Origin of the sequence: Azospirillum sp. B510 (assembly GCF_000010725.1) — a bacterium.
Lineage (GTDB): Bacteria > Pseudomonadota > Alphaproteobacteria > Azospirillales > Azospirillaceae > Azospirillum > Azospirillum lipoferum_B.
On sequence record NC_013858.1, the window covers coordinates 381,564 to 400,670 of the forward strand.

General features: G+C 73.0%; 19 protein-coding genes. 8 read left to right on the top strand and 11 right to left on the bottom strand.

The window, feature by feature from the left end:
* Positions 1 to 9: 9 nt before the first annotated feature.
* The 3 genes from AZL_RS29090 to cobM are packed head-to-tail and all read left to right on the top strand — an operon-like array spanning position 10 to position 2,437.
* Positions 10 to 1,248: a bifunctional cobalt-precorrin-7 (C(5))-methyltransferase/cobalt-precorrin-6B (C(15))-methyltransferase gene (locus AZL_RS29090; RefSeq protein WP_012977966.1), complete on the top strand. Its 1,239-nt coding sequence runs from the start codon at positions 10 to 12 to the stop codon at positions 1,246 to 1,248.
* The gene (locus tag AZL_RS29095) at positions 1,236 to 1,679 is read left to right on the top strand and encodes a cobalamin biosynthesis protein (protein ID WP_012977967.1); all 444 of its coding nucleotides are present in this window, start codon (positions 1,236 to 1,238) and stop codon (positions 1,677 to 1,679) included. Before AZL_RS29090 ends, AZL_RS29095 begins: the two co-directional genes overlap by 13 nt.
* Positions 1,676 to 2,437 (top strand): precorrin-4 C(11)-methyltransferase, encoded by a 762-nt coding sequence (gene cobM, locus AZL_RS29100; RefSeq protein ID WP_012977968.1) that lies wholly within the window; start codon positions 1,676 to 1,678, stop codon positions 2,435 to 2,437. The genes AZL_RS29095 and cobM overlap by 4 nt, the downstream gene beginning before the upstream one ends.
* Here the strand turns inward: cobM and AZL_RS29105 are convergent.
* The gene (locus AZL_RS29105) at positions 2,416 to 3,525 is read right to left on the bottom strand and encodes a cobalt-precorrin-5B (C(1))-methyltransferase (protein WP_012977969.1); all 1,110 of its coding nucleotides are present in this window, start codon (positions 3,523 to 3,525) and stop codon (positions 2,416 to 2,418) included. The genes cobM and AZL_RS29105 overlap by 22 nt on opposite strands.
* Before the next feature lie 61 nt (positions 3,526 to 3,586).
* On the opposite strand from AZL_RS29105, the gene cobA reads away from it, so the two are divergent.
* The 5 genes from cobA to AZL_RS29130 all read left to right on the top strand — a co-directional run bounded on the left by cobA (position 3,587) and on the right by AZL_RS29130 (position 8,464).
* Positions 3,587 to 4,402: a uroporphyrinogen-III C-methyltransferase gene (cobA, locus tag AZL_RS29110; RefSeq protein ID WP_012977970.1), complete on the top strand. Its 816-nt coding sequence runs from the start codon at positions 3,587 to 3,589 to the stop codon at positions 4,400 to 4,402.
* On the top strand, positions 4,380 to 5,708 hold the full coding sequence (locus tag AZL_RS29115) for a cobyrinate a,c-diamide synthase (protein WP_012977971.1): 1,329 nt from the start codon (positions 4,380 to 4,382) through the stop codon (positions 5,706 to 5,708). Before cobA ends, AZL_RS29115 begins: the two co-directional genes overlap by 23 nt.
* A gap of 3 nt (positions 5,709 to 5,711) precedes the next feature.
* Positions 5,712 to 6,365, top strand: a complete 654-nt coding sequence (gene bluB / locus AZL_RS29120; RefSeq protein WP_012977972.1) for a 5,6-dimethylbenzimidazole synthase — start codon at positions 5,712 to 5,714, stop codon at positions 6,363 to 6,365.
* Positions 6,366 to 6,541: 176 nt separating this feature from the next.
* Complete coding sequence (locus tag AZL_RS29125; protein ID WP_012977973.1) at positions 6,542 to 7,471, top strand: AraC family transcriptional regulator; 930 nt, start codon at positions 6,542 to 6,544, stop codon at positions 7,469 to 7,471.
* 156 nt (positions 7,472 to 7,627) lie between these two features.
* Positions 7,628 to 8,464, top strand: a complete 837-nt coding sequence (locus AZL_RS29130; RefSeq protein ID WP_012977974.1) for an oxidoreductase — start codon at positions 7,628 to 7,630, stop codon at positions 8,462 to 8,464.
* Positions 8,465 to 8,530: 66 nt separating this feature from the next.
* On the opposite strand, the gene AZL_RS29135 is transcribed toward AZL_RS29130, so the two are convergent.
* The 10 genes from AZL_RS29135 to AZL_RS29180 are packed head-to-tail and all read right to left on the bottom strand — an operon-like array spanning position 8,531 to position 18,919.
* Positions 8,531 to 8,797, bottom strand: coding sequence for a hypothetical protein (locus tag AZL_RS29135; protein WP_042446162.1), 267 nt, complete (start codon positions 8,795 to 8,797; stop codon positions 8,531 to 8,533).
* The gene (locus tag AZL_RS29140) at positions 8,797 to 11,022 is read right to left on the bottom strand and encodes a chemotaxis protein CheA (protein ID WP_012977976.1); all 2,226 of its coding nucleotides are present in this window, start codon (positions 11,020 to 11,022) and stop codon (positions 8,797 to 8,799) included. The genes AZL_RS29135 and AZL_RS29140 overlap by 1 nt, the downstream gene beginning before the upstream one ends.
* A complete protein-coding gene (locus tag AZL_RS29145; RefSeq protein ID WP_012977977.1) occupies positions 11,019 to 11,414 on the bottom strand; it encodes a response regulator in 396 nt (131 codons plus the stop codon). Before AZL_RS29145 ends, AZL_RS29140 begins: the two co-directional genes overlap by 4 nt.
* On the bottom strand, positions 11,411 to 12,286 hold the full coding sequence (locus tag AZL_RS29150) for a CheR family methyltransferase (RefSeq protein ID WP_012977978.1): 876 nt from the start codon (positions 12,284 to 12,286) through the stop codon (positions 11,411 to 11,413). The genes AZL_RS29145 and AZL_RS29150 overlap by 4 nt, the downstream gene beginning before the upstream one ends.
* Positions 12,287 to 12,292: 6 nt before the next feature.
* Entirely contained in the window at positions 12,293 to 12,958 is a 666-nt protein-coding gene (locus tag AZL_RS29155) for a HEAT repeat domain-containing protein (RefSeq protein ID WP_012977979.1), read from the bottom strand.
* A gap of 11 nt (positions 12,959 to 12,969) precedes the next feature.
* On the bottom strand, positions 12,970 to 14,091 hold the full coding sequence (gene cheB / locus AZL_RS29160) for a chemotaxis-specific protein-glutamate methyltransferase CheB (RefSeq protein ID WP_148219713.1): 1,122 nt from the start codon (positions 14,089 to 14,091) through the stop codon (positions 12,970 to 12,972).
* Positions 14,092 to 14,117: 26 nt separating this feature from the next.
* Entirely contained in the window at positions 14,118 to 15,779 is a 1,662-nt protein-coding gene (locus tag AZL_RS29165; RefSeq protein ID WP_247894510.1) for a chemotaxis protein CheW, read from the bottom strand.
* A 41-nt stretch (positions 15,780 to 15,820) separates the two neighbouring features.
* Complete coding sequence (locus AZL_RS29170; protein ID WP_012977982.1) at positions 15,821 to 17,818, bottom strand: methyl-accepting chemotaxis protein; 1,998 nt, start codon at positions 17,816 to 17,818, stop codon at positions 15,821 to 15,823.
* A 40-nt stretch (positions 17,819 to 17,858) separates the two neighbouring features.
* On the bottom strand, positions 17,859 to 18,524 hold the full coding sequence (locus AZL_RS29175; RefSeq protein ID WP_247894511.1) for a chemotaxis protein CheC: 666 nt from the start codon (positions 18,522 to 18,524) through the stop codon (positions 17,859 to 17,861).
* Between the two features lie 11 nt (positions 18,525 to 18,535).
* A complete protein-coding gene (locus AZL_RS29180) occupies positions 18,536 to 18,919 on the bottom strand; it encodes a response regulator transcription factor (protein ID WP_012977984.1) in 384 nt (127 codons plus the stop codon).
* Positions 18,920 to 19,107 lie beyond the last annotated feature (188 nt).

Consider the following 19,107-nt stretch of genomic DNA (forward strand, 5'->3'; position numbering starts at 1 on the left):
ATGGATAGCATGGGAACGGGCCGCTGGCTCACCATCGTCGGCATCGGCGAGGATGGCTGGGACGGTTTGTCGCCCACCGCCCGCGCGGCGGTCGAGAGCGCGGCCATCCTCCATGGCGGCAGCCGTCATCTCGATCTCGTGCCGGTCGTTGCCGGACAGGAACGGCTGCCCTGGCCGTCGCCGATGACCGACGCCTTCCCCGGCCTGCTCGCCCGGCGCGGTCGGCGCGTCTGCGTGCTGGCGAGTGGCGACCCGTCCTGGTACGGGGTGGGCGCTACCCTGTCGCAACTCGTTCCGGCCGCGGAAATGACGGTGATCCCGGCGGCCTCGGCCTTCAGCCTCGCGGCATCCCGGCTCGGCTGGCGGTTGCAGGACTGCCGCTGCCTGACCGTTCATGGCCGACCGCTGGAGCAGGTTGTTCCGCATCTGCAACCAAACTCTAAACTTCTGATTCTTTCCTGGGACGGAACGACTCCGGCCAAGCTCGCCGCCCTGCTGCGCGCTCGTGGCCTCGGCGCCTCGCGCCTGACCGTGCTGGAGGCGATGGGCGGCCCGCGCGAGGCCAGGCTGGACGCCACCGCCGACGACTGGTCCGCCGAGCGCGCCGCCGACCTCAACACAATGGCACTGGAGTGCGTCGCCGCCCCCGGCGCCCGCATCCTGCCGCTGGCCCCCGGCCTGCCCGACGACTGGTTCGAGCATGACGGCCAGATCACCAAGCGCGAGGTGCGCGCCGTCACCCTGTCCTTCCTGGCGCCGCGCCGGGGCGAACTGCTGTGGGATGTCGGCGCCGGATCGGGTTCCATCGGCATCGAATGGATGCTGCGCTGCCCCACCAACCGCGCCATCGCCGTCGAGCACCAGCCGGAACGGATCGCCCGCATCCTCGCCAACGCCACGAACCTCGGCGTGCCCGGCCTGACGCTGGCGCGCGGCAAGGCGCCGGCGGCGCTGGACGGGCTGAAGCGGCCGGACGCCATCTTCATCGGCGGCGGGCTGACGGCGGATGGCGTACTGGCGGCCTGCTGGAACGCCCTGCCCCCCGGCGGGCGGATCGCCGCCAACGCGGTGACGCTGGAAAGCGAGGCGGTGCTGATCGACGCGCACAAACAGCTCGGCGGCGAATTGACCCAGATTTCGATCGCCCGCGCCTCGGCGGTCGGCGGCTTCCGTGGCTGGCGGGCGGCGATGCCGGTCACGCTGTGGCGTGCCGAAAAGCCCTATGCGGAGGGCGCATGGACCGCCTGACGCCCGATGCCCCGCTGTTCGGCCCGGTCTTTGTCGGGCTGGGCTGCCGCCGTGGCTGCGGTTGGGAGGAGATCGCCGCTCTGGTCGCCGCCGCCTTCGACGAGGCGGCGCTGCCCGACGACGCGCGCCAGTTGGCGGCGCTGGCCGCCCCGGCGATGAAGGCCGAGGAGGCCGGGTTGACGGAAGCCGCCCGCGCGCTGGGATTGCCGCTGCGCTTCATCGAGGAGGACGCGATGCTGGCGGCGCAGGACCGCGTCCACACCCGCTCCTCAACCGTGCTGGCCGCCGTCGGGTTGGCCTCGGTGGCGGAGGCGGCGGCGCTCGCCGCCGCCGGATCGGGATCGCGCCTGCTGCTGCCGCGCCGCTCCACCCCGCGCGCCACCGTGGCGCTCGCCCTGCCGACCGTCGCCCTCTCGGAGACCCGTTCATGACCGTCCATTTCATCGGTGCCGGACCGGGCGCTCCCGACCTGCTGACCCTGCGCGGCCGCGACCTGATCGCGCGCTGTCCGGTCTGCCTCTATGCCGGCTCGCTGGTGCCGAGGGAGATCATCGCCCACGCGCCGTCCAACGCGCGGATCATCGACACCGCGCCGCTGACGCTGGAGGAGATCGTCGCCGAGTTCCGGGCCGCCCATGCCGCCGGCCAGGACGTGGCCCGGCTGCATTCCGGCGACCTGTCGGTCTACAGCGCCTTGGGCGAGCAAACGCGCGTCCTGCGGGACCTGGGCATCCCCTACAGCATCACCCCCGGCGTGCCGGCCTTCGCCGCCGCGTCGGCGGCGCTGGGGCGCGAGCTGACCCTGCCGGAGGTCAGCCAGACGCTGATCCTGACCCGCACCGAGGGCCGCGCCTCGGCGATGCCGGCCAACGAGACGCTGGAGGTGCTGGGCGCCTCGGGCGCCACCCTGGCGATCCACCTGTCGATCCACGTCATCGACCGGGTCGTCGAACGGCTGACCCCGCTCTACGGCGCCGACTGCCCGGCGGCGGTGGTCTATCGCGCGACCTGGCCGGACGAGCGGGTGCTACGCGGCACGCTGGCCGACATCGCGGCCCAGGTCGCGGCCTCGCCGATGGAACGCACAGCGCTGATCCTGGTCGGCCCGGCGCTCGGCCATGAGGAGTTCCGTTGCAGCGCGCTCTATGACGGCAGCCATGTACGGCGCTACCGGGGGCTGGGGGAGTGAGCGCTTCCGACGATCCGCCCCTGGCGGTCGGTGACCAGCACCTCGACGGCGACCGGAGCGTCCTCCAGCACGTCCTGGGCGGCGCGGCGGGCCAGCTCGGCCACATGGTCGGCCAGGGCCAAGCCGGCGGCGTCCGCCATGCCCAGCACCTGCGCCGCCGTGTTGGCGCCGCGCGCCCGCGCGACCAGCTCCGGCCCGGCGCCGAGATCGGCCAGCCGCCCGGCCAGCCAGTCGAAATCGACACTGTTGCGCTTGCTGTGCAGGTCCATCAGCCCGCGCGCCAGCTTGCCGAACTTGGCGAAGCCGCCGCACAGGGTCAGGCGCGGCACCGGATGCCGGCGCAGATATTTCAGCGTGCCGCCGACGAAATCGCCCATGTCGAGCAGCGCCTGTTCGGACAAGCCATAGCGCGCCACCACCGCCTTTTCCGACAGATCGCCGGTGCAGGCCGCGACATGGGCCAGCCCGGCGGCGCGCGCCACGTCGATGCCGCGCTGGATCGAGGCGATCCAGGCGGCGCAGGAATAGGGCACGACGATCCCCGTCGTGCCCAGGATCGACAGCCCGCCGAGGATGCCGAGCCGCCCGTTCATGGTCCGCTTGGCGAGCTGCTCGCCATTCTCCACCCCGACCTCGACCACCAGATCCGCCGGCTGGCCCGCCTCGGCCGCCGCCACCACCACCGCCTGGGCGATCATGGCGCGCGGCACCGGGTTGATGGCGGGTTCCCCCACCGCCAGCGGCAGGCCGGGCAGGGTCACGGTGCCGACGCCGGGACCGGCGCGGAACCCGACGCCGCCGCCGGGCGGGCCGCGCCACACCCGCGCCCGCACCAGCGCGCCATGGGTCACGTCGGGATCGTCGCCGGCATCCTTGACCACGCCGGCCATCGCCCAGGGACCGTCCGGCCCCGCCCCCCGCTCCGTCACCGCCAGGGCGAAGGCCGGGGTCTGGCCGCCGGGCAGGGTCACGGTCACCGGATCGGGAAACTCCCCGCCGAACAGCGCCACCGCCGCCGCCCGCGCCGCGGCGGTGGCGCAGGTTCCCGTCGTCCAGCCGCGGCGCAAGGGTGTAGCATGCTCCGGCATGCCGCCCCCCTCCCCGGCACCCGCACCGCCTTCCGTCTTCTCCGAGCCCGAGTCCGCGTTCATGTCGTCCCAGTCGTCCATTCCCGAAAGCGTCCTGGTCCCCTTCGCCCCCGGCAGCGTCTGGCTGGCCGGTTCCGGCCCCGGCGACCCCGGCCTGCTGACCCTGCTGGCGCTGCAAGGTCTAAGGCAAGCCGACGTCATCGTCCATGACGCGCTGGTCGGCGAACGGATCATGGCGCTCGCCAGCCCGTCGGCAAGGCTGGAATTCGCCGGAAAGCGCGGCGGCCGCCCCTCCGCCCACCAGCACGACATCACCAGCCGCCTGATCGAACTGGCGAAGGAGGGGCACCGCGTGCTCCGCCTGAAGGGCGGCGATCCCTTCGTCTTCGGCCGCGGCGGCGAGGAGGCCCAGGCGCTGGCGGCCGAGGGCATCCCCTTCCGCATCGTCCCCGGCATCACCTCCGGCATCGCCGGCCCGGCCTATGCCGGCATCCCGGCGACCCACCGCGACACCAACCAGGCGGTGATCCTGGCGACCGGCCATTCGCTGGGCGACGGGCCGGACTGGCGGGCGCTGGCGGCGACCGGGGTGCCGCTGATCCTCTATATGGGCTGGAAGGCGCTGCCGACCATCGCGGCGGAGCTGATGGCCGGCGGCCTGTCCGCCGACACCCCCGTCGGCGTGGTGACGGAGGCGACGACCCCCAACCAGAAAAGCCTCGTCACCAGCCTCGGCGCCTGCGTCGCCGATCTGGCGGCGAGCGGACTGGAGCCGCCCGCCATCATCGTCATCGGCGAGATGGTGCGGCTGCGCCCGGCGCTGGACTGGCTGCCGGCCCAGGCGGCGCTTCAGCATGCCAGGGAAGCCAATGGCTGACGGCCTGATCGTCGCCGCCCCGGCGTCGGGCACCGGCAAGACGACGCTGACTTTGGGCCTGCTGGCGGCACTGCGCGCCCGTGGCCTCGCGGTCGGGGCGGTGAAGGCCGGGCCGGACTACATCGACCCGGCCTTCCACCGCGCCGCCACCGGGCGGCCGAGCGTCAATCTCGACACATGGGCGATGGGTCCGGATCTGCTGGACGGGTTGGCCGCCCGTGCCGCCGAGGGCGCCGAGCTGCTGGTCTGCGAGGCGCTGATGGGCCTGTTCGACGGGGTCGCCGGAGTCGGGGCCACCGGCACCGGCTCGACGGCGGAGATCGCGGCGCGCACCGGCTGGCCGGTGCTGCTGGTGGTCAACGCCAAGGGCCAGTCGCAATCGGCCGCGGCGCTGGTGAAGGGCTTCGCCACCTACCGCGACGATGTGACCATCGGCGGCGTCGTGCTGAACAATGTCGGCAGCCCGCGCCACACCGCGCTGGCCGGCGGCGCCATCGAGGCGCTGGGCATCCCCGTCCTGGGCGCCCTGCCGCGCGCGCCGGATCTCAGCCTGCCCGAACGCCATCTCGGCCTCGTCCAGGCCGACGAGACGGAGGGGCTGGCCGACCGGCTGGCCGCCCTCGGCCGCTTCATCGCCGGGCATGTCGATCTCGACCGCGTCGTCGCGCTGGCCAAGCCGTCCAGGGCCGGACGCGGCAGCGACGCCCCCGCCCTGCCACCGCTGGGCCAGCGCATCGCCATCGCGCGCGACGCCGCCTTCACCTTCGTCTATCCGCACCTGACCGCCGGCTGGCGGGCGGCGGGGGCGGAGCTTTCCTTCTTCTCGCCGCTGGCCGACGAACCGCCACCACAGGACGCCGACGCCGTCTATCTGCCCGGCGGCTATCCGGAGCTGCATGCCGGCCGCCTCGCCGCCAACGCCACTTTCCGCAACGGCCTGCGGGAGGCGGCGCGGCGGGTGCCGGTCTATGGCGAATGCGGCGGCTACATGGCGATGGGCGAGACGCTGGAGGATGCCGATGGCGTCACCCACCCGATGACCGGGCTGCTGGGGGTGCGCACCTCCTTCGCCAGGCGGCGGCTGCATCTGGGCTACCGCCGGGCGACGCTGCTGGCCGACGGGCCGCTGGGTCCGGCCGGCACGCTGCTGCGGGGACACGAGTTCCACTACGCCTCGACGCTGTCCCGTGGCGACGACGCGCCGCTGTTGAGCGCCACGGCGGCGGATGGCGCCGACCTCGGCGATCTCGGCAGCCGGCGCGGGCTGGCGCTCGGCTCCTTCTTCCACCTGATCGCGCGGGGGTGACGGATGGAGGAGGATTTCACGGCGGCGGAGCGCGACGCGCTCTACAAGGCGATCTTCTCCCGCCGCGACGTGCGCGGCCAGTTCCGCCCCGACCCGGTGCCCGACGAGGTGCTGACCCGCATCCTGACCGCCGCCCACCATGCGCCGTCGGTCGGCTTCATGCAGCCCTGGAACTTCATCGTCGTCACCGACCAGGAGGTGAAGGCCCGCATCCACGCCGATTTCGCCCGCGCCAACCAGGAGGCGGAGGCGATGTTCGAGGGGGAGCGGCGCGGCCTCTACAGCCGGCTGAAGCTGGAAGGCATCCGCGAGGCGCCGGTCAATCTCTGCATCACCTGCGACCGCGAGCGCTCCGGCCCGGTGGTGCTGGGCCGCACCCACATGCCGGCGATGGACCTCTACAGCTGCGTCTGCGCCGTTCAGAATCTGTGGCTGGCGGCAAGGGCGGAAGGGCTGGGGGTGGGCTGGGTCAGCATCCTGCATGAAGAGGCGCTGAAGCGGACGCTCGGCATCCCGGAGCGGATCGTGCCGATCGCCTATCTCTGCCTCGGCCATGTCAGCCATTTCGAGACGGTGCCGGAGTTGGAGACCAAGGGCTGGCGCAAGCGCCTGCCGCTGGAGGAGCTGGTGTTCAGGGACCGCTGGCAGGGGGCGTGAATGGGGTTTGGCGCATCCGGATTTTCGGCGCGGGCCAGACGCCGGTTGGAGGCCGCCCCTGGTTCGATCCTCGTGAAGGATTGCCTGATCCTCCATGACGCCGAACTGGAGATTGGGAGCGGCGGCGGCTGAACCTTATCTTGGTGGGCCGCGGATTGACCGGGGCGGAGGCTGCCATGTTCAAGGAGACCGAATTCTCGCTGATCCTGGATCGCGTGACCTCCGAGCTGGGGGATGGCGTCCATGAAACGCGAATTCCCCGGCTGGCGGTGATCCGCGCCGGCAGCCCGACCGAACAGCTCCACACGGTCTATGAGCCCTCCGTCTGTTTCGTCGCGCGGGGGGCGAAACGCACCATCGCCGGCGACCGGATCCTGGATTACCGGGCCGGTCAGTATCTCGCCGTGTCGCTCGACCTGCCGGTGATCGGCCAGGTGACGCAGGCGACGGCCGAGAACCCCTATCTGTGTTTGCGCCTGACGCTTGATCCGGTGCTGCTCAGCGGCATGATCCTGGAGGCGGGATTGAGGGCGCCCGCGCGGATGGACCAGGGGCTGGCCCTGGCGGCCAGCCTCGCCACGGCGGAGATGATCGACGCGGCGTCCCGGATGGCGCGGCTGCTGGAAACGCCCGGCGCCATCCCGGTGCTGGCACCGCTGGTGGAACGCGAACTCCTGTACCGCCTGCTGACCGCGGATCAGGGCGGCCTGCTGCACCGGATCGCGCTGGGGGAGAGCCGCGCCGCGCAGATCGGTTGCGCCGTCAAATGGATCAAGGACAATTTCCGCGAACCGCTGCGCATCGAAACGGTGGCCGCCAAGGCCAACATGAGCCCATCGGCCTTCCACCAGCATTTCAAGGAGGTCACGGCGCTCAGCCCGCTGCAATACCAGAAGCAGCTTCGCCTGCTGGAGGCGCGGCGGCTGATCCTGGCCAATCTGGCGGATGCCGCAAGCGCCGGCTTCGCCGTGGGCTATGGCAGCCCGTCGCAGTTCAGCCGCGAATATGCCCGTCTGTTCGGGTTCCCGCCCATCCGCGATGCCGCCCGCCTGCGTTCCTCCCTGACCGGCGGCGATGCCGGCGCACGGCGGGCCGCCCAAGCCTGACGATCAAGCCTGACGATCAAGCCTGACGATCAATTTCGGAGGATCGGGCAATCCCGCCGGACCTCTGGTCTACAGGCGAATGGCCGTCCGCCCCTATCCTTTCCTCCTCGGAACCGCAACCGACTGCGGTTTTCCATCGAAGTAAGGAAAACGGACATGGGCAAGATTTGGTTCATCACCGGCAGCGCGCGCGGCATCGGGGCGGACGTGGCGAAGGCGGCGCTCGCCGCCGGTGACCGGGTGGTCGCCACCGGCCGCAAGCTCGACCAGCTGCGCGCGGCCTATGCCGACCATGGCGACCGCGTGCTGACGTTGGCGCTCGACGTCGCCGACGAGGCGCAGGCGGAGGAGGCGGTGCGGGCGGCGGTCGACCGCTTCGGCCGCATCGACGTCCTGGTCAACAACGCGGGCTTCGGTCAGCTCGGCCTGTTCGAGGAGATCGACGCGGCGGATGTCGAGCGGCAATTCGCCACCAACGTGTTCGGCCTGTTCCACGTCACCCGTGCCGTCCTGCCGGTGATGCGGCGCCAGCGGTCCGGACGCATCCTGAACCTGTCCTCCATCGGCGGCGTCCTCGGCTTCGCCGGCGCCTCGGTCTATTGCGCGGCGAAATTCGCGGTCGAGGGCTTCTCGGACTCGCTGGCCCCGGAGGTGGCGCCCTTCGGCATCCATGTCACCGTCGTCGAACCCGGCTTCTTCCGCACCGATTTCCTGGACGGCAGCTCGGTCCGCTACGGCTCCCGGCGGATCGAGGATTACGCCGCCCACTCAGCCGGCTTGCGGTCGAGCTATGACGGCTACAGCCACAAGCAGCCGGGCGATCCGGCCAAGCTGGCCGCCGCCATGGTCGCGCTCGCCGACGCCCCCGAGCCGCCGCGCCACTTCCTGGCCGGCTCCGACGCCGTGGAGATGGCCGATGGCGTGATCAGTCGGCGCAGCGCCGAAATCGCCGCGTGGCGGGACCGCTCGGTCGGCACCGATTTCGCCGCCTGACGCCAGGGGGAGTGGCGGCCTCGCTCCCCGCGGCCGCCACCGCTCCGGAGAATCAGGCAAGACCCTTCAGGCGGCGGATCCCCGGTCGGGGGACAGGATGCCGCCCAATACAGGCGCCGCCCAGCGCCCCAGAAACGCTTCCTCCGGCGCCGCCGCCACCGCCGGCTTCGCCGCCATCAGCAATTGCAGCAGCGCCGTATGCAACTCCGTGCAGGCGGACAAATCCACGCGGGGGGCCGCCGTCGTCTCCAGCCATTCGGCGAACGGCAGGGCGTCCTCGACGGTGCAGGCGGCCTCGAACCGGGCGAGGCCGGCGTCATAGCGGATCGGCATCACAACAGCTCCCGCAGATCGAGCACCAGGATCAGCCGGCCGTCACCCAGCATCGCGGTCCCGGCATAGCCGCGCAAGCCGCGCAGCACCCCGCCCATCGGGCGCAGCACCACGTCGGCGCGCTCGCCGACATCATCCGCCACCACGGCGACCGGACCGTCGCCCAGTTCGGCCAGCACCACGCACTCGGCCTCGCGCGGCCGCCCGTCGTCGGGCTGGCCGAGCAGGCGGCGCAGGCGGACCAGCGGCATCACCCGCCCGCGCAGCACGACGCTTTCCGCCCGCTTCACCGCGCGGATCCTGCTCCGCTCCACCCGCTGGACGGAGCCGACCAGCGCCACCGGGATGCCGTAGAGCGCACCCGCCGCCTCCACCACCACCACGCGGGTGATGCTGAGCGTCAGCGGCAACGCCAGCCGCACCAGCGTGCCGCTGCCGGGGGTGGACGCGATCTCCACCCGGCCGCCGGCCCGTTCCACCGCCGCCCGCACCGCGTCCATGCCGACCCCGCGGCCCGACAGGTCGGACACGCTGCCGGCGGTGCTGAAGCCGGGGGCGAAGACCAGCCGAACCGCGTCGGCATCGCCGAGCGCCGCGGCGGCCTCCGGCTCCAGCAGCCCCTTGGCGACGGCGGCACGGCGCATCGCCGCCGGGTCGATGCCGGCGCCGTCGTCCGACAGTTCCACCACCACCCCGCCCTTGTCCTGGAAGGCGCGGACCAGCAGGGTGCCGGCCAGGGGCTTGCCCAGCGCCGCCCGGCGGTCCGGCGTTTCGATGCCATGGTCGAGCGCGTTGCGCACCAGATGCAGCAGCGGCTCGCCCAGCACGTCGAGGATATCCTTGTCGGCCTCCGTCTCCGCTCCCTCCAGCACCAGCCCGACCGTCTTGCCCAGCCGGCGGGCGGTGTCGCGCACCAGCCGGGGCAGCGGATCGAACACACGGGCGACCGGCAGCAGCCGCAGCCGCAGGGCCGCATGGCGCAGATCGCCGACCAGACCATCCAACCGGGCGGCGAAGAGTTTCAGGTCACGGGCGAGCTCGCCGTCCCCGGCGCGGCCGACCAGCGGCCCCAACTGTCCCTTCACCACCGACAGCTCGCCGACCAGCGCCATCAGGGCGTCCATCCGCTCCGGCTCGACCCGCAGGGCACGGCGCGGGACGGGTGTGGCGGCGGCGAGGGCGGCAGGAAGGGCGGCAGGAAGGGCGGCAGGAAAGGCGACGGACTGCGGCTCGGCCATGGCAGGCTTTTCCACCGGACCCTCGGCCAGGAAACGGCGCAACGCCGCGGCGTCGCCACAGGCGCTCACCACCGCGCCCCGGTCGGTCGGCCGTCCCGAGGCCGTCAGGATCGCGGCGACCGCGCGGGCCACCGCGGCGCGACGGGCCTCGCGTTCGGCGGTGCCGCCGGGCAGGTCGAGGATGCGCGCCTGTTCCTCCAGCATCGCCGCCGCCAGCGAACCCGGCGGCGCCGCCAGGGGGTTTGTGGCCGGGGGCGCCAGCGTCACGGCGCCGATCCGCACCTGATCGGGCACGCTGCGAAAGGCGGGCGCCACCGCCTCCACCCCGGCACCGCTCAGCGCGCGGAAGCGCAGGACACAGCGGTAGGGATCCAATTGCGCCAGGGGCGGCAGCGGTTCCGCCGGCTCGATCCGCAGCAGCCGCAGATCGGGAACCCGGCGGAACAGCGCCAGCGGGTCGTCGCCGGTGAAGAAGCACTCCGGGTCCGGCCGGTAGTCGATGGCGGTCAGCCGGCCGGCGCCAACCGTCTCCCGCTCCTCGCCGGTCAGCTCCACGACCCAGGGGAAAGCCTCCGCCGCGCCATGGGACGCCGGGGCGGCAGCCCCCACCTCCTCCCCGAACAGCCCGCGCCGCAGCCCTTCCGCCACCTCCGCCGCGTCGGCGGGCAGCGCGCCGGCCTCCTCCAGCGCCGCCACCCAGCGGGCGCACTGGTCGAGCACGCGGAACAGCCGGTCGGCCAACTCCGGCGTCATGACGCGCCGGCCGTCGCGCAGTTGCGACAGCGTGTCCTCCCCGGCATGGACCAGCCGGGTGAAGGGCGGCATGTCGAACAGGGCGCTCGCCCCCTTCAGCGTGTGGAAGGCGCGGAACAGCTCGTCCAGCGCCGCGCGGTCGGCCGGGTCGCGCTCCAGCGCCAGCAGGGCGGCGCCGGCACTCTCCAGCAATTCCCGCGCCTCGACGACGAACTGGTCGAACAGCTCGCTCACGGCGTCTCCTCCTGGACGGGAGGCCGTCCCGTCAGCAGCCGCGCCGCCTCCACCAGACCCTCCGGGCGGGGCGGCTTCACGATGTACCAGTTGGCCCCGGCCAGCAGAGCCTGGTCATGGTCGCTGTCCTTCGATTCCGTGCTGATCATGATGGCGGGCACATCGCGCAGGCTCGGGTCGCGGCGCAGGACGCGGAGCATGGTGTAGCCGTCCATCTTGCGCATGTTGACATCGACGATCACCAGATCGGGCGGGGCGGCCATGGCGCGTTCCAGCCCCTCGATGCCGTTCACCGCCTCGTCCACGACGAAGCCGTCGGCCTCCAGCACGCGGCGGCTGAAGGCGCGCACGGTCACGGCGTCATCCACCACCAGCACACGCGGCCCGCTCACGGCGTCCCTCCATCCGGCTTCTGGTAAAGAATGGCGTCGGGGAAGCGGCGCGGGATGAACAGCGAGGACATGCGGCTCATGCTTTCCGAATGGCCGAGGCAGATGAAGCCGCCCGGCGCCAGGGCGTCGTGGAACATGGCCGCCGCTTCCCGTCGGCCCAGATCGTCGAAATAGATCAGCAGGTTGCGGCAGAAGATCACGTCGATCCCACGGAACGCCCGCACCTGCCGCGGGTCGGCGATGTTGACCAGCGAGAAATCGACCGACTCCCGCAGCTCCTCCATGATCCGCCAGCGCGGCCCGCCGTCCTCATCCGCCCCGCGCAGGGGCTGGAAATATTTGACGCGGAGATGGGCCGGCAGCCCCTGCAAGGCGCGCTCGTCATAAACGCCCTCGCGGGCACGCTCCAGCACCGCGCTGTCGATGTCGGACGCCAGCAGCTCGATCTCGTAATCGTCCACCCGGCCCCACCTCTCCAGCAGCATGATGGCGATGGAATAGGGTTCCTCCCCGCTGGCGCAGCCGGCCGACCAGATGCGCAGCCGCGATCCCGCCGGCCGCCCCCGCACCAGCTCGTCGAGGACGGAATTCACCAGGCAGTCGAGCTGGTAGGTCTCGCGGAAGAAATAGGTCTCGTTCACCGTCATCAGGTTGACGAGCCGCTGGAGCTCCTCCCCCGACGCCTGGAAACGCAGCAGGTTCATATAGACGGTGAGGTCGGCCGCACCGACCGACCGCATGCGGGCGGCGACCCGGCGGTCGACGAAATAGCGCTTGGCCTCGGTGAAGGACAGGCCGGTGCGCTCCCGCAGGAATCCGCAGAGCGTCGCATAATCCTCCGGGGACAGGCCATCCGGCTCGGCGTCGATCACCTGGGATCACCTGTCCCGGAAGCTGGATCGGGCGGCATCGACGGCGAAGGCGACGAACGCGTCATCGGGAAAGCGGCGGGCGAGCCCCTCCAGGCTGGAGAGCGCTTCGGGACTGCCGGCCTCGGCCAGCGCCTCCACGGCGGCGAGGCCGACATTCACATCCCGATCCCCCTCCATCACCCGCGCCAGCCATTCCGCCCGCGCCGGATGGGCGAGGCCGCCCAGCCCCTGCACCGCGAAGATGCGCAGATCGGGGTCGGCATGGTCGAGCAGCGGCAGCAGCGCCGGGGCGGCGACCGCCGCCGGCATCTGTTGCAGGCTCTCCAGCGCCGCGTTGCGCAATGCCGCATCCTCGCGATCGAGGAAGGGAACCAGCGCCGCCGCCGCGTCGGGGGTGGCGATGCGGGCAAGCGCCGTCAGGATCGCCTCGCGCACGCCGGCATCCCCCTCCACCGCGAGCCGGCGGGCGAGCGCCGCTTCCGCTCCCGGCGGCGGCGCGCCCGCCGTCCCATGGCCCAGCGCGTGGGCGGCATCGCGGCGGACCGAAGACTCCGGATCCTCGAGCGATGCCAGCGGATCGCGCGGGCCATCGGTCGACACCGGGACGGGCGACACCGGGGCGGGCGCCTCAGGAACTGGCGCCGAACCGGTCTTCTTCTTCAGCAGTCCCATGGCGTCACTCCCTACTCCACACCGAAACGCCGCGCGGCGGGCGGCAGCCAGCGGGTCAGCTGGCCGGCGATCCGGTCCGACGGCAGCACGACACCGGCCCCGCCGCGCCGGATCAGCTCCTGCGGCATGCCGAAGACGACGGCGCTGTCCTCCGACTCGGCGATGGTGCGGCCACCGCGGGCGTGAAGCTCGGCCATCGCCGCCGCGCCGTCATTGCCCATGCCGGTCAGCAGCACCCCGACCAGCCGGTCGGGCGGCAGCAGCCGCAGGGCGCTGGTCACCAGCCGGTCGGCGTTGGGATGCCAGGGCCGCTCGGGCGAGGCCGGAACGCGGATCGCCTGCAAGCGGCCGCCACGCCGGGCCAGCTCCACATCGGCGCCGCCGCGGGCGATGCAGACCATGCCCGGCTCCAGCGCCACCGCCCGCTCCACCTCCACCACCCGCAGCGCGCACAGCTCGTCCAGCCGGCGCGCCAGCGTCGCGGTGAAGGCGGCCGGCATATGCTGCGCCACCACCACCGGCCAGCGAAGATCGGCCGGCAGAAGCGGCAGGATGTCCTCCAGCGTGCCGGGGCCGCCGGTGGACACGCCGACCAGCACCACCCCCTCGCTCTCCCGGCTCGCCGCCGCTGCCGCCGGGGATGGCGGCGCCAGGGAAGACGGCGCCGGCCGCGCCGGGGCGGCGAAATCCTCGCCGGCGATGCGGGCGCGGGCCAGCCGCAGCCGTTCGCGCAGGCCATGCACCCGGCGCGGGCGGGAGGACGCGGCGGCCCGCACCGTCTCCACCAGCTCCTCGCCGATACGGCCGATGGAGCCGGCGGCCGGCTTGCGCACCGCCTCGACCGCCCCCAGCCGCAGCGCCTCCAGCGTCTCCTCCGCCCCCGCCCCGGTGAGGGCGGAGACCATGACGACCGGCTTGGGATGTTCCACCATGATGCGGGCGAGGCAGGTCAGGCCATCCATGCCGGGCATGGTGACATCCAGCGTCACGACATCCGGATCGACGGCCGGCAGGCGCGCCAGGGCCTCCTCCCCCGTCGCGGCGGTCTCCACCCGGAATCCGGCCTCGATCAGCAGATCGGCGATGCGCCGGCGCATCAGCGCGGAATCGTCCACCACCAGCACCGTCGGCACGCCATCCCCCGATCCCGCCCCGGCCGTCACGGCGCAACAGCGGGCAGGGGCAAAGTGGGCAGGGAGAGGGCGGCCAGCCGGTCCATGTCGAGCAGGCCGTCCGCCTCCATCAGCAGGATCAGGCGGGAGCCGTCTCCCGTCCCCGGCTCCAGCGTCGCCACCCTTCGGATCAGCCGGCGCTGCGCCGCCGACACCGCCGGTGCCGGACCGATCCGCTCCGGCGGGACCGTCAGCAGGCCGGACAGCCCGTCCACCAGCAGCCCGACCAGCAGCCCGTCCCACCCGACCACCACCACCCGGCCGCGCTCCGGCCCGGCAGCGGACTCGGCGGGGGCCCCGGCGGCGCAAAGCCCGAGCAGCCGGCGCTGGTCGATCAGCGGCAGCACCTCGCCGCGCAGGGTCAGCAGGCCGGCGACGAAGTCGGGGGCGTTGGGCAGCGGCGTGACGCCGTCGGGCCGGCGCAACACCTCGCGCACGGCGGCGACCGGCAGGCCATACTCCGTCCCGGCAAGGCGGAAGACGACGAAGCGCTCCCCCGCGCCGCCGCCGCCCGCGGCCTGTCCCGGCTCCATCCCCTCCCCCTCTCCGCCCGCATCGCCGCCCATATCGCCACCCATATCGCCACCGAGCGCGATGCCATGGCGGAACAGCCGCTCCGCCGACAGCACCGACACCAGCCGCCCGCCAACCGCCGCGTCGCCACCCCCGACACGGGCGATGCCCTCCAGATCCTCGAATTCCGCTTCGCGGGCCAGCAGCGGCGGCACCGGGTCGATGAGGGCCGAGTCGAGCCGCAGGATCTCGCGGACCTCGTCCACCAGCAGCCCGACAGGGGCCTGACCGTCCCCGGACCGCACCACCACGACACGGCACCCGGCCGCCTGTTCGCCGCCGCCCTCCAGCCCGAACAGGGCACGCAGGCCGACCAGCGGCAGAAGCCGGTCGCGCACCGCCATCACCCCCAGCAGATGCGCCTTGGCCCGCGCCATGCGGGCGATGTCGCGCGGGGCCGGCAGAACCTCGCGCACCCGGTCCACCGGCAAGGCGAAGTCCTGCCCGGCGACCCCGAAGACCAGCAGGGCCCGCCGGTCTGCTCCCTTCCCGCCCCCGGCGCCCGCGTCGCCGCTCATCGGCGCCGCGAATCCGACAGAGGCCGGAGCGGAGCGCCGCTCCGCCTCCGCCACCTCCCCGAACTGGCGGTCGATCAGAACCTCCAGCCTCAGGATGCCGGCCGGCCCCCCGCACAGCGGGCCGTCGCGCAGCAGGCCGGCGAGCATGGCGGGGTCGATGCCGCCGCCCTCCGCCGGCGTCACCGGGTCGATGCGGTCGGGGGCGCTGCGCAGGATGCCGGCCATCGCGTCGACCCGCAGCCCAACCGTTTGCCCGCCGACCGTTTGGCCGCCAACCGTTTCACCGCGATGCCCGACCAGCACCACGCGGGCCTCCCGCGACGCGGGTGCCGTGCCCGCCGGCCCCGTTGCCGAGGCCCCCAACGCCCCGGCGAGATCGAGGACCGGCACCGCCTCGCCATGCCAGTGCGCCAGCCCGTCGAGACTGGGCGGCCCCAGCGGGACGCGCACCAGCTCCGGCGGCCGGATCACCGCGCGGACCACGGACAGAGGCAGGGCGAGCCGCAACTCGCCGACCGCCACCATGACGAAGGCGAGGGCGTCATCGGTCCCGGCCATCGCCCCCCCGGCCATCGCCCCATGGTCCCCGGCCACGGCGGTCAAACCGCGCCCAGCAGGTTGTCGGCCATCGCCGCGATCTCCTCGATCGCCGACGCCAGCTCCTCGGCCCCGGTCGCCTGTTCGCGGGCGGCCTTGGCGGCCTCGGATCCGGCGAGATTCGCCGCGGCGGCGGCGGCGGCCACCCGCTCCACCCCGACGCGGGTCTCGCGCAGGGCGCCGGAGGTCTCGCCGGCGGCGTCCAGGATCTCGCGGCTGCCGGCGGTGACCACCCGCAGTTCCTGCGCCCCGGCGGTCAGGGTGACGCCGAAGGCGCGGTGGCGCGCGATCTCCGTCACCGCGGTGGCCGCCCCCTCCTCGACGTCGCGGCGGACCCGCTGCATCTGGTCCTGGATGTCGCGGACGATGTCCTTCACCCGTTCGGCGCTGTCGGCGCTGTCGCCGGCCAGCTTGCGGATGTCGCCGCTGACCACGGTGAAGCCGCGGCCGAACTCGCCCGCCCGCGCCGCCTCGATGGACCCGCTGACCGCCAGCATGCCGGTCTGGATGGCGACGGTGGCGATGGCGTCGACCACCTTGTCGATGCGCCGGCCGATCCGCTCCAGCGCGTCCAGCCTCTCACCGGCCCGGCGGGAGGAATCCACCGCCTCCATCATGCCGTCGGCCAGCCGGCCGATGGTCTCGCGGGTCTCGCCCAGCAGCCCCTCCATCGCGGTACAGCGCTCCACCGACTCGCCGGCCCGGCCGGCGGCCAGCGTCGCCGCGGCGTCGATTTCGGCGATGGCGGAGGCGAGCTGGTGGGTGGCGGCGCTCTGCGAGCGCCCCCCGGCGGAGATCTGGCCGATGGCCGTCATGATCTGGGCGGCGGCGCGGTTGATCTCCTCGATGGCGGCGGACAATTCCTCGGCGGCGGATGCCAGCTCGTCGGCGGTGGCGGCGAGGTTGACGGCGCCGCCCGCGTCCCTGGCCAGATCCTCGGCCAGTTCCGACAGCTGCCCGGCGGCGCGCTGGCTCTGGCCCAGGGCGACGGCCTGCTCGCCGGCGGTCCTCAGCGCCTCCTCGGCGGCGGCGGACTGCTCCTCGGCGCTGGCGGCGATGGTCTCGGCCCCGCGCAGGGCCTCGCGCGCCGCCTGATCGGCTTCCACGGCGGCGCGGATGGTCTCCTGCGCGCCCTGGACGATCGACGTCATGTCCGACCGCACGCCCTCCAGCTGCTGGACGACCTCGCGCCCGCGCTCCACCTCCATCTTGGCCGCCTCGGAGGCGGCGACGATGCCGGCGGCGATCGCCGCGACCGCCTCCTGGATTTCGCCGACCATCGCCTGGATGCCGTTGGCGCTGCGCTCCGACCGTTCGGCCAGCGCCTGCACCTCGTCGGCGACCACGGCGAAGCCCTTGCCCGCCTCGCCGGCCCGCGCCGCCTCGATGGCGGCGTTCAACGCCAGCAGGTTGGTCTGGTCGGCGATGGCGGCGACGCTCTGCACGATGGCGCCAATCTCCCGCGCCTGCGCCTCCAGGTCGCGCACCAGCCGCACCGACGCCTCCTGCCGTTCGGCGGCGCGGACGATGCCGTCGATGGAGGACAGGATCTGGCCGCTGACATCCTTCAGCGTCGCCTGGAGCGCCTCGACCCGCAGCACCGCCTGCTCCGCCGTGCCGCGCGACCGGGCCAACAGTTCCGACGCGCGGGCGATCATCCGCTGGGACTGCTGGGTGGCTCCCGCCGAATCCTCGGCCCCGGCGGCGATCTGTTCCATCGCCCGGCGCAGCTCCTCCGCCGCCGCGGCCGCCTGGGTGACGCCGCCCGCCAGCTCGGTGGCGGCGGCGGCGATGCCGTTGGCGGCCTGGAGACGCCGGGAATCGGCCCGCGCCCGGCGGCGCTGCGGCGTGCTCCGCCTTTCCGGCGCGCCGTCCCCGGCGGGAGCTGTCCCGCCCGCACCAGCTCCGGCGGCGGCGGACCGGTCGGGACGCTCCTCGCCGCCGGACCCGGCGCGGGCGGTGCGCGCCGTGTCGATCCTGGTCTTCTTGATCAGTGCCATCTTTGTAACCCGCCTTTCCAGCCGGTTGTTCTCGTTGCCGTCACGCCACCAGCCGCCCGATATAGCGGCCGAGCGTCGCCCGCAGCGCCCCGGCGGAGCCGGCATCGAGCAGCAGGACCACCCGCCCTCCGATCTCGACCCCATCGCCGCCCGGCCCATCGCCGCCCGGCAGGCTGGTGCGCAAGTCGATGTGGAACAGAACCGCGGCCCCCTCCGCCGCCGCATCCGCGCATCCGCGCAGGATGTCAGCCGCCCCGCCCCGGACCACCGCCGGCAGACCCGTCTCCACCGGCTCGCCCAGCAGATTGGCCACCAGCGCCAGCGCGCTGTTCAGCACGACGTTGCCCAACTCCGCCAGAACCTCGTCCTCCAGCGCCGGCGCGTCGTCGGCCGGCACATCGGGCGGCAGGGCGGCGCGCACCAGGGGCAGGCCGCCGGCCTGGGGGAAGACCAGCAGGGCGCAACCGGCGAACAGCCCGCCCAGCCTTTCAAAGACGCCCACCAGCGGCGCCGTCAGCGCGCGGTCCAGCAGCACCGGCACCTCGGCCGGCGGCACCATCTCGACCGAGGGGACCGACAGGGTCACCAGCCCGCCCAGCATGCGGCCGAGCGCCGTCGATGCCCGGCCGATGCCGATGTTGCCCAACTCGGCCAACGCGTCACGCTCCAGCTCGCTCAGCATCGGCGGCTTGTCCGTGTCGGGCACGGGAGAGGCGCTCACCCCTGCGGCGCCGGGCTCGGCCGGCGCGGCGGCAGGGCGGTCGAGTTCAGGAAGCGGACGACCTGCGCCTCCTCCAGCGGCTTGGGCATGAAGGCGGCGCCGACCGCGCGGATGCCCGAAACCACCGCGTCCTGGGCGTTGGCGGTGATGATGGCGATGTGGATGCCGGGATGGCTGCGGCGCAGCTTGGCCGCGGTGTCGACCCCGTTGTCGCCGGGCATGTTGTAATCGATGATCGCAACATCGACCGGCGTGTCCCGCAGCGTGCTGAAGAGTTCATCGCCGTTCGCGGCCTCGACCACCGACCAATCCGGCTTGTTGCGCAAGACCATGGCCCGCACATGCATGCGCGAGAGCTTGCTGTCGTCGACAATGATCATAGTCTTACTCAAGATATACGCCCTTTGGATAGAGATCGACCGGCAGAGTTCATTTATTTGCAAATATACAGGATGAAGGATCGCACGCCAGCCCCCTTGATCGCCCCGGGAATTGCACGTTCAGGATTCTTTCCCTTTGGAATTGCCCCTGGGGGGAAATTGCCGGCGCACCGGCCGGCCAACTCATG

Coding starts and splice junctions, on each gene's coding strand:
- AZL_RS29090 (WP_012977966.1), top strand. CDS start 10: ATGGGAACGGGCCGCTGGCTCACCATCGTCGGCATCGGCGAGGATGGC.
- AZL_RS29095 (WP_012977967.1), top strand. CDS start 1,236: ATGGACCGCCTGACGCCCGATGCCCCGCTGTTCGGCCCGGTCTTTGTC.
- cobM (WP_012977968.1), top strand. CDS start 1,676: ATGACCGTCCATTTCATCGGTGCCGGACCGGGCGCTCCCGACCTGCTG.
- AZL_RS29105 (WP_012977969.1), bottom strand. CDS start 3,525: ATGCCGGAGCATGCTACACCCTTGCGCCGCGGCTGGACGACGGGAACC.
- cobA (WP_012977970.1), top strand. CDS start 3,587: ATGTCGTCCCAGTCGTCCATTCCCGAAAGCGTCCTGGTCCCCTTCGCC.
- AZL_RS29115 (WP_012977971.1), top strand. CDS start 4,380: ATGCCAGGGAAGCCAATGGCTGACGGCCTGATCGTCGCCGCCCCGGCG.
- bluB (WP_012977972.1), top strand. CDS start 5,712: ATGGAGGAGGATTTCACGGCGGCGGAGCGCGACGCGCTCTACAAGGCG.
- AZL_RS29125 (WP_012977973.1), top strand. CDS start 6,542: ATGTTCAAGGAGACCGAATTCTCGCTGATCCTGGATCGCGTGACCTCC.
- AZL_RS29130 (WP_012977974.1), top strand. CDS start 7,628: ATGGGCAAGATTTGGTTCATCACCGGCAGCGCGCGCGGCATCGGGGCG.
- AZL_RS29135 (WP_042446162.1), bottom strand. CDS start 8,797: ATGCCGATCCGCTATGACGCCGGCCTCGCCCGGTTCGAGGCCGCCTGC.
- AZL_RS29155 (WP_012977979.1), bottom strand. CDS start 12,958: ATGGGACTGCTGAAGAAGAAGACCGGTTCGGCGCCAGTTCCTGAGGCG.
- AZL_RS29165 (WP_247894510.1), bottom strand. CDS start 15,779: ATGGCCGGGACCGATGACGCCCTCGCCTTCGTCATGGTGGCGGTCGGC.
- AZL_RS29170 (WP_012977982.1), bottom strand. CDS start 17,818: ATGGCACTGATCAAGAAGACCAGGATCGACACGGCGCGCACCGCCCGC.
- AZL_RS29180 (WP_012977984.1), bottom strand. CDS start 18,919: ATGATCATTGTCGACGACAGCAAGCTCTCGCGCATGCATGTGCGGGCC.